Raw genomic sequence first — 13,926 nt, forward strand, 5'->3', positions numbered from 1 at the left:
CGGTCATTGCTGCTGTCCGAAGATGAGGGCGAGCTGCTTGCGGGTGGACAGGCCGAGCTTGGACATGACCTGGTGCACGTGGCCCTCCACCGTCCGCGGCGAGATGTGCTCCTGCTGCGCGATCTCCTTGTTCGGCACTCCCTGTGCGACCATGCGCGCGATGGCCCGCTCCCGTTCGCTCAGTACCCTCCGTCGCACATGGCGCCGGGCCGGTGTGGAGGTCTTGCGCAGGATCTGTTCCGCGTGCACCCGGATCATCGGGTCATCGGTCTCGGTGAGGTGCTCGATGCTGAGTGCCGCGATGTCCCCGGCGAGGTTGTAGTTCCCGCTGTCGAGTGCGCGTCGGGCGAGTTCCTTCAGTCCGCCCGGGTCCTGTGCCACCAGCCCCTGGGCGAAGTCGCGGCTGAGGCGCGCGTACGGCCCGTCGACGGCGGCGGCGGAGGTGGCCAGCAGATCCGCCGCTTCGTGCTGTCCGAGCTGGACGGCCTGGTTGAGGAAGAAGAGCTCGACGCCGTGGTACCCCCTGCTGCCGAGGACGAGGGCATGCTCCAGGAACTCCGTCGCGACGACATCCGGGGTCCCGAGCCAGGCTTCGGCCAGCAGCCGGAAGTACTGCACCGCCTCCCGGAGGTGCCACGGATAGCGCTGCCCGGAGAGGTCGATGGCGCGCAGGTGGTCCTCGGCGGCATCCGGGGCGTTCTCGAGGACCTGCGCATAGGCAGCGGCCGCTTCGGCGAGCGGCAGGAAGCCGTGCCTGTCCCGGGTCCGGAACTGGCTGATGGCGGGAAGCAGCTTCTCGAGGGCCTCGCCGCTCCTGCCCAGGTAGGCGAGCAGGACGCCCTCGGCGAATTCCGAGCGTGACCCGCCCGCCGGGAGCACCGGCGGGAGGTCGCCGTCCGCCCCCGCCCGGTCCAGGCACTCCGTCCAGTAGCCCGCCAGGAGGAGCACCGTGTACAGGTGGGTCGAGGTGAGCTCCCGCTCGAAGGGAGCGGAGGGCGCACTCGCCGCGCGCGCGTCGACATTCCTGGCGGCGGCGACGGCTTGCTCCTGCGAGCCCATCACCGCCCGGGCGAAGCTGAGGAGGCTCCTGATCCCGGTACTCCAGCGCGTGGAATCCCCGCCCCGGGCGAGCACCGCGGGGGCGCTCGCGCATACCCGGTCGAGTTCCCCCTCGAAGACATGCACCTGCATCCGGGCCATCTCCGCCTTGCCCGTCAGGTCCGCCGTGGCCTCGGAAGCGGGCTCGGCCGCGAGACGCGCGGCGACGGCGTCGAGCAATTCCCCGGAGTCCTTCTCCTGGCCGTTCGTGCGGGCCCTGAGCCGCGCGGCGAGAAGGCGTGCATCGACCCAGTCCTCGAGCGGGGCATCCTCCGACAGCCCGGACGCGAGAGCGTTCTCCACGGTGACGAGTGCCTCCGCCACACGACCGTCCATGGAGAGTTGCCGGGTGCGTTCCAGGAGTGCGGTGCAGTCGACCTGCGAAGGCGGGAGGGCGTCGAGGAAGCGCTCGGCGGCGCCGTCGATCCCTGCGTCGTTCGCGAGGCGTGCGAGCACCACGAGTTCGGCTGCGTCGAAGGAGTCACCCTCCACGAGCGCCCAGGCCGCGAGAGCCAGCCGTGCCTGCACCGGCATGCCGGGATCGTTGCGCAGGGTGCTGACGGACCTCAACGCCGCCCTGCCGCCGGCCGAGAGCAACTGCGCGCGCACGACGTCCGCGAACACCTCGTGGGTGAGCCTCGCCAGCGGGACGCCTTCACGGTCGAGCGTGACGACGCCGTCGCTCTGCAGGGCGTCGAGCGACGTCGCGGAGACGGCGCTCAGCAGGACGGTCAGGGGGACCCGGCCGGCCGCGGCGAGGACCTCGACGATCACCCGGTCCTCCGCCGGCAGCGCAGCGAGGTTGGCGGCCGCCCAATCCGTCAGGGAACGGCCGGAGTCCGGGCGCGGGACGTCGCGGGACACCCAGACGCCGTCGCACTGGAGCAGGTGCCCGGAGGCGACGTCGGTCTTCGTCGCGATCTGGAGGTACTTCGGGTTGCCGCCGCTGGAGGCCCACAGTTCTTGGGCGGCCGACCGCGACACGGGGGCGCCCAGGGCGGTGGTGAGCATCCCGGTCGCGTCGTCGAGCGTGAGGGGCTGGATGTCGAACCGCTCGAGGAACTCGTCCTTCCACAGATCGAAGAGCTCCGCAGGGGCGCGCAGGAGGTCCTCGCAGGTGACGAGGAGGCGCACCGCCCCGACGCGGGCCAGATGAGCGATCACCGTCGCCGAGAGTTCGTCGATCTCCTCGACACCGTCGATGTGCATGAGGGTCCGACGGTGGGCCGGGTGCTCCTCGAACATGCGCTGCAGTGCGCTGAGGACCAGCAGCGGGTTCCGGGCGGTGTCCTCGTCGAGCTCCGCGAGCAGCACGTTGAGGGCACCGTACGGGGTGGTGGCGTGGGCTGCCGACCCGCGCAGGTAGATGGTGTCGACGTTCCGCGCGAGTCCGCCGACGACCTGCTGGGCGATCATCGTCTTGCCGATGCCCGACGGACCCACGAGGACGACGCCGCGCGCGGGCTCCTCGCCGAGGACGGCTCGGATCCGTGCGACATCCGTGTCGCGACCGGCGAAGGGCCAGCGACCGTCGACCACGGTCATGGAGTACACCCGAGCGCGCCCGGTCCCGGTTCGATGACCGACGGCGCCGGCCCGGAGCCGGACCCACGTTTGCACTCCTGCATGAAGTTCCGCCCCACGACGCTTGTCCTAGCGGCCCACTTTACAGGCAGGCCGCTCCCGAACCCGTCGATCCCGGCGCGGTGATCGGCAGGGTCTGCTCAAGATTTGCGCGGCTCGTCACGATCTCTGCGCGTGGAAGCGTTGCTGTGCCGCGAGCAGACCCTCCGTGATGAGTTGCTCCACGGCGTCGGCGGCGTCGTCGAGCAGGAACGGCAGGTCCTTCTTCTCCGCCGTACCGAAATCCTTCAGCACGAAGTCGGCCGGGTCCTGACGTCCGGGCGGGCGACCGACGCCGACCCGCACGCGGTGGTAGTCCTTGGTGCCGAGGGCCTTGCTGATGTCGCGGAGTCCGTTGTGGCCGCCCTCTCCCCCGCCGAGCTTGACCTTGACGGTGTTGAAGGGGATGTCGATCTCGTCGTGGACGGCGATGACGTGGTCGGGAGCCACATCGTGGAAACGGGCGAGCGCCGAGACCGGCCCGCCCGTCGTGTTCATGTAGGTGAGCGGCTTGGCCAGCACGAGCCGCGGCCCGCCGATCCCGAGCCGTCCCTCGAGCGTGACGGCCTGCGCCTTCGATGTCGTGAACCGGCCACGGAGACGATCCGCGAGGAGATCCAGGACCATCTGTCCCACGTTGTGCCGGTTGCCGCTGTAGCCGGGCCCGGGATTCCCGAGCCCGGCTACGAGCCAGGTGTCAGTGGACACCGTGCAGTGCCTGCTTACTGCTCGTCGGCGTCGGTGATGACGGCGTCGGCGTCGGCGTCAGCCGCCGTCGCGCCTTCGGAGGTGCCCTCGGTGTCGGCGTCCGACTCAGGGGTCTCGCCGAGGTCCTGCTCGGTCTCGCCGGACAGGTTGACGATGAGGGTGTCCGCGTCCACGAGGAGGACGACACCGGAGGGCAGCACGATATCCGAGGCGTGGACGTGCTGACCCACCGTGCGGCCTTCGATGCTGACCGTGAGCGTCTCGGGAAGGTCGGTCGCGTTGGCTTCCACGAGGACCGTGTTCGCCTCGAGGTTGGAGACGACGTCGGCGGCGGGCTCGCCCTCGACGTGGATGGCGACGTCCACCTGGACCTTCTCGCCGCGGCGGACGGTCAGGAGATCGAGGTGCTCGACGATCTGCTTGAGGGGATTGCGCTGGATGTCCTTGACGAGCGCAAGGTGGTCCTCGCCGTCGATGTCCAGGGTGAGCAGGGCGTTGGCGGTGCGGACCGCGAGCGTCGTGGCCTTGGCGGGCAGCAGGACGTGGATGGGGTCGGCACCGTGACCGTACACGACGGCGGGGATCATGTTGGCGCGGCGGGCCTGACGGGCCGCCCCCTTGCCGAACTCGGTGCGGACGTGTGCGGCGAGCTTCTGCTCGGACATGGTTTCTCCTTGGTAACGGGTGGGCGGCCGCTGATGCGGCCACGACGGGAACGTCGCCGGGGCGGGAGGAACGCGTGACGATCCGGTCCAGGAAACCGCCCTCGCTGCTGGAGGGCAGACCGGGAAACCTCGCTAGCCACCGTCGATCACGGAGTTCACCACGGATTCCCGATTCACCGGGGATCCAGGCCGCTCCCTCGCCTAGGCATCGCCGTCCATCCTACAGCACGGGGTGCCGCGTCGACGATACTGGGGTTGTCGCCCGCGTCGAAGCCGTCGCCGCCCGTCCTCACCCCAAGGATCCCTCCTGAGCACCGCACCCCTGCCGTCACCGCGCTACCGCCTCGTCACGCTCGCACTGTGCATGCTGTGGCTCCTGGGGGTCGGCTTCATCGTCTTCTCGCCCCTGCCCGTCGACCGCCATGCGGGCGATCTCCTGCGCCGGGTCCTGGCTTTCGTGCAGGGGTACGGCGTGCCCGGGTGGTTCGACTACGGGTTCGTCGAATTCACCGCGAACGCCCTGATGTTCCTCCCCCTGGGCCTGTTCTTCTTCCTCCTCGCTCCGCGCGGCTGGCGCTGGCTCGGACCGGTCGTGGCCTTCGGTCTGTCAGCGCTGATCGAGGCCGTCCAGCTGGTCGCGCTGTCACAGCGTGTCGCCAGCCCCTACGATGTGGCGGCCAATACGATCGGCGCCACTGCCGGGACACTCCTCGCGTGGACCATGCTGAGGGTTCGGCGGCACCGGCGCTGACCGCGCCTGGCGTCCGGGCTGTCCGCGCCTGGCGTCCGGGCTGTCCGCGCCTGGCGTCCGGGCTGTCCGCGCCTGGCGTCCGGGCTGTCCGCGCCTGGCGTCCGGGCTGTCCGCGGGTGGGCCGGCTCGTGCCGCACTGTGCCGTCAAGAACAGATCGGCCCCCCACCTCGCGGTGAAGGGCCGATCCGGTGTCCCTGCTCCCGGAATCCCGGGGGCTGACAGGGGTGAGGGTCGGCGGCGGCTGGGGACGAAGTCCTGGTCTCAAGAGAACTCCTACGCCGCCGACCCAGCTCGTGGGCCGTGCATGGTGTCCGGATTCCCGGTGCACCGTCTCCGACGTCTACAACTCTAGGCTGCTCGTCGGGGGCGATCACGAGTAGTACGGACCCTAATCGGACCCCGGACTACCTAGATCGGTACCAGGATTACCTAGCCCTGGCAGCGGGGCTACGTGGCTCGCAGGAGTGCCTCGAGTTCGGTCGTGAGCTCCTCACGTCGGCCGATCCCCAGCTTCACGTAGATGCGGTAGAGGTGGCCCTCGACGGTCCGGGTCGACACCGTCAGGCTCCGCGCTATGTCCTTGTTGGAGAGCCCCTGCAGCGCGAGCGTGGCGATCTCACGTTCCCTCGACGTGAGCGGGGACAGGCCCTCGGGCTCGACCGGTTCCACGAGCAGGCCCCCGTCGATCAGGCCGCGGCGACGGCGCACGACGGCCGCAAGGGCGCGCTGCGACCTCGCATCCCCCGCTTCGGCATAGACCTCCATCGCCCGGCGGCAGGCGTCCGTGGCAAGCAGGTATTTCTGGAAGGATTCGGCACGGTCACCTGCCTCCGCGATGGCAGCGGCATCATGGGCGATCAGGGCCGCGGCATAGTCGTGCAGGATGGCGGCCTCCGCTCCCTCCATCGTGTCGGCTGCGCGCGCCAGCAGTCCGGCCGACTGCTCGTCGGCGAGCGCCGTCGCGAGTTCGAGGACGTCCTTCTCGCAGCAGAACCACTCGTTCCGCCGCGCCTCGGCGGCGTACTGCAGGAGCGCCGAATGCCTGGCGCCCCTGCGGAGGAGCGTGTGGGCAGCGTCGTCGAAGGCCCTGCCGAGGAGTGCGTACGGGCGGCTCCCGCGCTGCTGCGTGGCAGTGAGCTCTCCGGAACACTGGTCGACGAGGTCCGCCTCCCCCAGGGCGGCAGCAGCCCAGCCGGTGACACCGAGGGCGTACGGCAGCAGAGCATCAGGATCGGACGCGCGCAGCGAGGCCAGGGCGGGGCGGAGCTTCGCCAGCCCGCTGGAGAAGTGTCCACGGCGCACATCGGTCGCTGCGTCGAGCACGGCGAGGCTCCCACTGGTGAACGAGTAGTCACGGCCCGCGGGGGGCGCATAGGCAGCCGTCGCCTGGTCGGCCGCCTCGAACTCTCCGCTGTGCACGAGCAGGCTCACATGGCGAAGGACTGCCACCCGATGCAGGTCCGGCATGGGATGCACCTCCGACGCCGTCAGCGCGAGGGCGGCGGCACTGTGGCTCCGCCCTTCCGAGCTCCGGCCGAGCGCACCGAGTGCTTCGGCCAAAACGGCATGCCCCAGTGCCGTCACGCGCGGATTCGTGCTGGTCCCGAGAAGGGGCCGGAGGACACGCACCGTCTCGCCGAACCGCCCGGCGAGGTTCCACCCGAAAGCCTGGACGACGACGCGGCACTGCTCGCTGTCGACGAGGCCGGCAGCCGGGCCACCTCCGCTCCCCGTCCCCGGTCCGGCGTCGGAGGTCCGGCTGCCGCCCGGCGCAAGGGCAGCCAGGGCAGCGGACCAGCGCGTGACGATCGCCTCCGTCCCTGCGACGTCCTCGCCTGCTGCGAGCAGCAGCCTCACCTCGAGGACACCCACGGCGGCGATCAGCTCGGGAGTGCCGGTCTCCTCGAGGAGCCCCCTGGACAGGTTTCGGGAATCCTCGATCCGGGACAGCTCGAGCAGGGCCGTCGCGCGGTGCGTCCGCGCGGCCGCGGCGAGGTGCTCTCCCCGGATCGCGTCCGCGAACCTCAGGGCCGAGCGGGGGTCCAGCAGGGTCAGCGCAAGGGGCGCCAGGTCGAGCAGCCGATCCTCCTCGACGGGTTCGCCGCAGTCCAGGCTCCACAGGGCGTTCCTGATCCTGGCCCGGGGCGGAAGAGGCAGTCCGTGGCTGGACGACCCCAGTTCGCGGTGCATCGCGGCGCTGCGGCCCAGCGGGATGAGCGTGCGGGCGATGCGCGCGTACAGGCCATGGGTGTGGACGGCGAAAGCCGGATCGTCGGGGAGGCTCCGGATGACGCCCTCCGTCAGCAGCGCGGACACCGCCTCCTCGCTGGTCACGCTCACGAGGTCGGCGAAGGCGACGACCTCGCCCAGGGCGAGCACCTCGAACGCCTTGCGCTGGACGTCGTCGAACTCCATCAGGATGGCGCGCACGAGGTCGGTCAGGGCGGCCGGGATGCTGAGTTCACCGTCGGCCAGGGTCCACACGCCGTCGGGCCTGGTCAGGCTCCCGTTCATCAGCGCCTCGTCGAGGATCGCCTTGAGGAACAGCGGGTTCCCGGAGGCCTCGTCGCACAGGCGGTCACTCGCCCCGCGGACTATGCCCGAGCCGAGCACCTGCTCGCACAGGTCCAGCGCTTCCGCGTAGTTCAGGGGGCCCACGTCGAACCTCTCGAGCAGGCCGTCACGGCAGAGCGAGACGAGCTCGTCGGACACCGGGGTGACGGATCGCGAGAACGCGGCGAGCCCTACGGTCCGCGACGCGACGAGCTGCGCCAGCAGGTGGCTGCTGTCGTCGTCGAGCAGGTGCGCGTCGTCCACGACGACGACGATCGAGCGGCCGTTCGCCCTGCTCCGGAAGAAGGACATCACCATGCGGAGGACGGAGAGCGGGGAACCCATGTCCTCCGGTGTCGCGTCCGTGAGGAAGGGAGCGAGCGCGCCGTACGGGATGGCTCCCAGTGCGGGGGCGGGTGATACCAGGAAGGGGACGGACTCGCCCTGCAGGTGCTTGAGGAGGTGTCGTGCCAGGGCGCTCTTGCCGGTCCCGGTGTCCCCGTAGATGAACGTCCCATAGACGTCGTCCCGCTCGAGCGCGCGCTCGATGGAGGAGAGCAGTGCACTGCGGCCGACGAGTGGAACATCCCCGGACAGTGCGGAGAACATCAGAGGCCGCTCTCCGCGGGGACGAGTTCTGCGAGTTCCGCCCGCGTGCTGACGCTGAGCTTCGAGTACACCTGGTACAGGTGGCCCTCGACCGTCCGGACGGAGACCACCAGCTTCTGGGCGATCGCCCGGTTGCTCCTGCCCGCTGCCGCCAGTGCCGCGACCTCACGCTCGCGGGCGGTGAGGGAGTCGAGGTCGACACCGCCGGCGTCGGCCTGGGGCGCGTCGGGCAGCAGCTCCCTCAGCCGCCGCTGGATGACGCGCAGTCCCGTCCTGTCCTGGTTCCGGGTCGTGGCGTTGATCCCGGACTGCGCGATGTCCGCCACGAGCCGGTAGTCGTCCGACGCGGCCGCGCACTCCATCGCCTCGATGAGCAACCCGACGTCGGAGTCCAGGAGTGCCCGCGAGTACAGGGAGCACGTTCGCGCCAGCGGTCCACGCACCGTGGCGGCGAGTGCGCCGAGGTCGGCCACGGCTTCCTGGCGGCCGAGGCGCACGGCAGCGGCCAGGCTCACGAGGGCCCAGACGCGCGCGCCCTGCTGCAGGTCGCTCGAGGCTCGATCCTGCAGTCGGCGGGCGGCTTCCCCGCGATTCTCGGTGCGCGCCGATGCCAGGAGCTGGTAGTGGCGGGCAGCACGACGCACCGCCCATGAACTGCCCCGGCCCGGCTCGGACAGGGGCAGGTGCGCGATGACCTGCTCCAGTGGTCCGGCGAGCGCATGGCTGAACGTGAGCGTTGCTGCCGCAAGCGGCAGGATCCCGTGCGGATCCGCGATGCGCAGCTGCTCGACCACCGGTTCGAGGGCGCGGCCGGCATCGCGCGCGCGGCCGAGGGCGATCATCGTCAGGCCTTCGAAGAGCTGGGCGAGTGACCCGCTCCTGAACGACCACCGGGCGTTCGAGTGCCTGATCGACCCGAGGAGCCGTGCCGTGTCGCTCCAGCCACCGGTCATGAGGAGGGCGACCTCGACGCGGAGCAGCGCGGCGTCCGCGACCCCGTAGGGTACGTCGGGATGCACGAGGAGGCGTGCCAGCGATCGCGCCAGGTCGTGGCTCAGCGACCGGTCGTCCACGACGACCTGCGCCTCGAGGAGCAGTGACTGGACCTCGACCTGGAACTCGAGTTCCTCGCGACCCGCGGACGCTGCGAGGTCGGTGTCGACGACACCCGCCAGGCGTCCGAGGTTGTCGCTGTACCGCCCGGAGAACGAAGCCAGCGCAGCACGCTCGGCGAACAGCCGGCGCTCGAGCCGCGCCAGCTCCGCCACCGCTCCGTCGTCTCCTGCTTCCAGCGCCTGCTGCTGCCAGGCGGCCACCCGCTCCGAGGCCTCGGCGATCGGTTCCGGGGCGTCGACGACCGGCCGAAGGCGCCGCATCCTGGACTCCGCGATCCTGGACAGCGTCCACGTGGTGCGATCCAGCCGGTCCTCCCGGTCGGCGAGGGCCGACAGGTGGAGCGTCGCAGTCCTGAGGGATCCCTGGCCGAGCGCTGCCCGGACGGCCTGGTACACCAGGCGGTCCGAGTCGGGGAGATCCAGCGCGGCGAGGAGCTCTGCCGCGCGGGAATAGCGGCCGTCGTCGTTCAGGGCAGCCGCAGCGGCCACCGCCTGGTCCTCGCTGACCGGGTGCGCTGCGCGCATCAACCAAGCCACCAGGCGGGCCGGGTCGGCGGCGAGCTGACGGGGCGCTGCCCGGAGTCCCTGGAGATGCTGGTAGAGGTCGCTCGCCTCGGAGGCGCCGACGGCTTCGGCCACGGCTGCCGACAATCCGGGCGTCGCGAGGCGGGCACGCGGTTCCACCCCGGTGTCGATGACGAGGATGCCGGCATCCTGCAGCGCGTCGAGGTCGGCGGAGTCGGTACCCCGTGCGAGGTCGGACCAGTCGAGCGTCCCTGCGAGGGCCACGAGGTTCACCACGCTCCGCTGATTGGGCGCGAGCTGGAGCAGCAGTGGCGAGTGGGCGACGAGGTCCTGGCCCACCGGCCGGCCCGGCAGGAGCACCCACGCCGCACCGCGCCGTGCGAGCGTCCCGCGTTGCACATAGCCCCTCAGGGCGGCACGCGTCGCCGGGAGGTTGCCTCCGCCGACAGCCCAGAGGGCCTCGAGGCCCTCCCTGCTGACGGGGGCGTCGAGCTCGGACTCGACGAAGAGCCGGGTCTCCTCGAAGGTGAAGGGGGCGAGGTCCAGTCGCCGCAGCGAGGCAGCGCGCCACATCGTCATGAAGACGGGATCCGCCTGCGCGAAGTCGGTCACCGTCAGGACCACGGAGGCCACGTTCGCCGCGACGAGCTGTCCGATCAGCGTCGAGGACGATCTGTCCAGGTGCTCGGCGTTGTCGACGGCGAAGACCACCCGGCGACCGCCCGCCTCCGCGCGGAGGTACGTCGATACCGCAGTGAACACGAGCGCCGGGTGGGTGACCGTGCCGGGCAGCTCCGACAGCAGGAAGCTCAGCGCACGGAAGGGGGAGGATGTGGCAGAGCGGAGCCCGCGGACCCGGACGAGGTAGTTCTCGGCGAGGGAGCGCTGCACGTGATGCAGCAGGGCTGTCTTGCCGATGCCGGCGGCCCCTACCACCACTGCCCCTGCCGATCCCGGCTGCCGCACGGCCCGCAGGATGCTCGCGGTCTCTCCGGCGCGGCCGATGAAGGCCGTGTGCGCTGCCGCCTGGCCCGACCGGGCGGTTCCCGGCAGGAGCGGCGACGCGACAGGCGGGACGGGACGGGATTCGACGAGACTGTGAGACCGCATTGAGGACCTACTTCTTCCCAGCTTTTGAACAGGTGTCTGAAGGTCAGCCTAGGAAGGGAAGGGGGACGCGGCACGAGTGGCCGCTACGGATTCACGGGGGCTTCTACTTGAATTTCGTACCTGCGGTGCGGGTTCACTACTCGCTTTCCCCTGCACGAGTACTCGGGGAACCGGAGTGACCGTGCGGGTGTTCCGCTCTCCCGCGGGCCCCGCCGAACGCGTAGCGGGACCCGGGTATCAGGGCCCGGGCGAACCGGTCAGGCATTCCCGTCGAACAGGCTCGTCACCGATCCGTCGTCGAACACCTCGCGTATGGCACGAGCGATCAGCGGGGCGATCGAGAGGACCGTCAGTTGCGGGAAACGCTTTTCCGATGGTATCGGCAGGGTGTTCGTCACCACAACTTCGCGTGCGCCGGACTCCGACAGGCGCCGTGCCGCCGGGTCGGAGAAGACCGCGTGCGTCGCGGCGATGATGACGTCCTTGGCGCCGGCGTTCTTCAGGACCTGGACGGCACCCGAGATCGTCCCGCCCGTGTCGATCATGTCGTCGATGAGCACACAGGTGCGCCCCTCGACCTGTCCGACGACCTGCTTGGAGACCGCCTGGTTCGGCACCGTGAGGTCGCGGCTCTTGTGGACGAAGGCCAGTGGCGCGCCGCCGAGCCGCTCGGCCCACTGCTCGGCGACACGGACGCGCCCCGTGTCCGGCGAGACGACCGTGACGTTGTCCGCGTCGACCCGCGTACGGATGTAGTCCGCGAGGAGGGGGATGGCCATGAGGTGGTCCACGGGCCCGTCGAAGAATCCCTGGATCTGGGAGGTGTGGAGGTCCACCGACATCAGGCGGTTGGCGCCGGCCGTCTTGTAGAGGTCGGCGACGAGGCGGGCGGAGATGGGCTCGCGGCCGCGGCCCTTCTTGTCCTGGCGCGCGTAGGGGTAGAACGGGGAGACGACGGTGATGCGCTTCGCCGACGCCCTCTTCAGGGAGTCGACCATGATGAGCTGCTCCATGAGCCAGTTGTTGAGGGGAGCCGGGTGCGCCTGGATGACGAAGACGTCGGTACCGCGGACGCTCTCACCCGACCGCACGTAGATCTCGCCGTTCGCGAAATCGTACGCCGACACCGGGAGGAGCTCGGTGCCGAGCCATGACGCGATCTCCTCCGCCAGCTCGGGGTGCGCACGCCCTGATGCCAGGACCAGTTTCTTCTCGCCGCGTGCCGTGATCTCGCTCATGCCTGACCGCTTTCCTGTGGTTCGTGTGCGTCTGGTGTGGGGGTCCGCGACGTGGTGGAGCCCGCTGCCTCCGCCGCCGCCGTGCCGGGGCGCTTCGCTGCGGTCCAACCCTCGATGTTGCGCTGTGGGGCGATGCTCAGTCCGAGGGCTCCGGCCGGTATGTCCTTCCGGACGACCGCCCCGGCGCCCGTGTAGGCGCCGTCGCCCACCGTGACGGGGGCGACGAAGACGGTGTTGGAACTCGTCCGGACGTGGGATCCGATGACGGTCCGATGCTTGTCCACGCCGTCGTAGTTCGCCGTGATGTTGCCGCAGCCGATATTCGTGTACTCGCCGATCTCGGCATCACCGGCGTAGCCGAGATGGGACAGCTTGGAGCCCCGGCCCACCGTGACGTTCTTGGTCTCGTAGAACGCGCCGATCTTGCCGTCCTCGCCGAGGACGGTCCCGGGCCGCAGGTAGGTGAAGGGGCCGACGCTCGCTCCCGCTCCGATCCGCGAGCCGCTGCCGTGGGTCCGGACGACGTGGGCACCCTCCCCCACGACCACATCCGTCAGCGTGGTGTCGGGCCCGACGACGGCGTCGCGTGCGATGACGGTGGCGCCGTGCAGTTGGGTCCCGGGGAGCACGGTGACGTCCTCGTCGAGTTCGACCGCCGTGTCGATCCAGGTGGTGGCCGGGTCGAGGATGCTGACGCCGGCACGCATCCACCGCTCGAGCGTCCTTCGGTTGAGCTCGGCCCCGAGGTGGGCGAGCTGCACGCGGTCGTTGGCGCCCTCGACCTGCCAGCGGTCCTGCACGAGGAGGCCGGCGACGCGTCCGCCGTCGGCGCGGGCGACGCCGAGGACGTCCGTCAGGTAGAGCTCGCCCTGGGCGTTGCTCGCATCGATCCGACCCAGCGCGGTCCTCAGCACGGCGGCATCGAAGGCATAGATGCCGGAGTTGACCTCGCGGATCGACCGCTGGGCGTCGTCGGCGTCCTTGTGCTCCACGATCCCGAGCACGGAGCCGTCCTCGGCACGGACGATGCGTCCGTACCCCGTGGCGTCGTCGAGCTCGGCGGTGAGGACCGTGACGGCGTTCCCGCCCTGCGTGTGGGCGCCGATCAGATCCCGCAGGGTGGACGCCTCCAGCAGCGGCACGTCCCCGTAGGTGACGACGACGGTGCCCTCGATGGTCCCCCTGCTCGCGTCGAGCGCCTCGAGCGCCACCTGTACCGCGCGTCCGGTACCGGGGACCTCGTCCTGGTCGACGAGCAGGGCTGCGGGATCGATGGCGGCGACGTGACCTGCGACGAGGTCGCGTTCGTGGCGCACCACGACGGCCAGTTCGCGTGGAGCGAGGCCCCTGACCGCGGCGAGGGCGTGACCCACCATCGAGCGCCCCCCGAGGGTGTGGAGGATCTTCGGCGTGCGCGATCTCATGCGCGTTCCCGCCCCGGCCGCCAGGACGATGACCGCCGCCGGTTGGTTCAGGATGTCCTGGGACGTCACGGGGGTTCCTTCGTTCTGGTGGCTCACGAAGCGGGCACTCCTACCTGTGGTCTCGTGGCCGGCGCCGCGTCCCCTCGGGGAACGCCGTGCCGGGGCTTGCGCCGTTCCGCCCATAGGATTCGAACCTATACTCCACAGCTCCAAAGGCTGGGGTGCTGCCGTTACACCAGGGCGGACCGTGCGGAGGTGACACCTCCGGGGAGGGGCACCTGCGCACGGTTATCTAGTTTGCCATGCTCCCGGGACGTGGGCGACTCCCCTCGGCACGCACCGGGGCCGACACGGAGGCCGGATCGACCGCTTCTCGAAGACCTCCGCCCCCGGGTCACAAGGGATTGCAAGCTTTTGCGAAGGATGCGGAATTTCTTGCAAGGACCGGCGCCGAACGGTAGGGGCCGCGGTGCGCGGGTTATAGCCTCGCTGCACTGGCCCGCGGA

Annotated in this window: 8 protein-coding genes and 1 tRNA gene; 1 reads left to right on the forward strand and 8 read right to left on the reverse strand. The window is 70.4% G+C overall.

From position 1 onward, the window contains the following. Positions 1-3: 3 nt before the first annotated feature. From AC0Z9V_RS09965 to AC0Z9V_RS09975, 3 genes are all read right to left on the reverse strand, one after another. A complete protein-coding gene (locus AC0Z9V_RS09965) occupies positions 4-2,643 on the reverse strand; it encodes a LuxR C-terminal-related transcriptional regulator (protein WP_485141410.1) in 2,640 nt (879 codons plus the stop codon). 198 nt (positions 2,644-2,841) lie between these two features. After that, entirely contained in the window at positions 2,842-3,429 is a 588-nt protein-coding gene (gene pth / locus AC0Z9V_RS09970) for an aminoacyl-tRNA hydrolase (protein WP_133082044.1), read from the reverse strand. Positions 3,430-3,443: 14 nt separating this feature from the next. Continuing rightward, complete coding sequence (locus AC0Z9V_RS09975) at positions 3,444-4,094, reverse strand: 50S ribosomal protein L25/general stress protein Ctc (protein WP_133082043.1); 651 nt, start codon at positions 4,092-4,094, stop codon at positions 3,444-3,446. 364 nt (positions 4,095-4,458) lie between these two features. On the opposite strand from AC0Z9V_RS09975, the gene AC0Z9V_RS09980 reads away from it, so the two are divergent. Then, a complete protein-coding gene (locus AC0Z9V_RS09980) occupies positions 4,459-4,845 on the forward strand; it encodes a VanZ family protein (RefSeq protein ID WP_133082042.1) in 387 nt (128 codons plus the stop codon). Positions 4,846-5,293: 448 nt separating this feature from the next. Here AC0Z9V_RS09980 and AC0Z9V_RS09985 read toward each other — a convergent pair whose 3' ends face one another. From AC0Z9V_RS09985 to AC0Z9V_RS10005, 5 genes are all read right to left on the reverse strand, one after another. Beyond that, on the reverse strand, positions 5,294-8,008 hold the full coding sequence (locus AC0Z9V_RS09985) for a helix-turn-helix transcriptional regulator (RefSeq protein ID WP_485141411.1): 2,715 nt from the start codon (positions 8,006-8,008) through the stop codon (positions 5,294-5,296). Beyond that, the gene (locus AC0Z9V_RS09990; protein ID WP_485141412.1) at positions 8,008-10,758 is read right to left on the reverse strand and encodes a LuxR C-terminal-related transcriptional regulator; all 2,751 of its coding nucleotides are present in this window, start codon (positions 10,756-10,758) and stop codon (positions 8,008-8,010) included. The genes AC0Z9V_RS09985 and AC0Z9V_RS09990 overlap by 1 nt, the downstream gene beginning before the upstream one ends. A 257-nt stretch (positions 10,759-11,015) precedes the next feature. Continuing rightward, positions 11,016-11,996, reverse strand: a complete 981-nt coding sequence (locus AC0Z9V_RS09995; RefSeq protein WP_133082039.1) for a ribose-phosphate diphosphokinase — start codon at positions 11,994-11,996, stop codon at positions 11,016-11,018. Next, complete coding sequence (glmU, locus tag AC0Z9V_RS10000) at positions 11,993-13,420, reverse strand: bifunctional UDP-N-acetylglucosamine diphosphorylase/glucosamine-1-phosphate N-acetyltransferase GlmU (protein WP_485141676.1); 1,428 nt, start codon at positions 13,418-13,420, stop codon at positions 11,993-11,995. The genes AC0Z9V_RS09995 and glmU overlap by 4 nt, the downstream gene beginning before the upstream one ends. Positions 13,421-13,593: 173 nt before the next feature. Continuing rightward, positions 13,594-13,665: transfer RNA gene (locus tag AC0Z9V_RS10005), tRNA-Gln, on the reverse strand. Positions 13,666-13,926: the final 261 nt, after the last annotated feature.

The sequence above is a fragment of the Arthrobacter sp. UYP4 genome (assembly GCF_057291175.1).

Coding starts and splice junctions, on each gene's coding strand:
- AC0Z9V_RS09985 (WP_485141411.1), bottom strand. CDS start 8,008: ATGTTCTCCGCACTGTCCGGGGATGTTCCACTCGTCGGCCGCAGTGCA.
- AC0Z9V_RS09965 (WP_485141410.1), bottom strand. CDS start 2,643: ATGACCGTGGTCGACGGTCGCTGGCCCTTCGCCGGTCGCGACACGGAT.
- AC0Z9V_RS09990 (WP_485141412.1), bottom strand. CDS start 10,758: ATGCGGTCTCACAGTCTCGTCGAATCCCGTCCCGTCCCGCCTGTCGCG.
- AC0Z9V_RS09980 (WP_133082042.1), top strand. CDS start 4,459: ATGCTGTGGCTCCTGGGGGTCGGCTTCATCGTCTTCTCGCCCCTGCCC.
- glmU (WP_485141676.1), bottom strand. CDS start 13,420: ATGAGATCGCGCACGCCGAAGATCCTCCACACCCTCGGGGGGCGCTCG.
- AC0Z9V_RS09975 (WP_133082043.1), bottom strand. CDS start 4,094: ATGTCCGAGCAGAAGCTCGCCGCACACGTCCGCACCGAGTTCGGCAAG.
- AC0Z9V_RS09995 (WP_133082039.1), bottom strand. CDS start 11,996: ATGAGCGAGATCACGGCACGCGGCGAGAAGAAACTGGTCCTGGCATCA.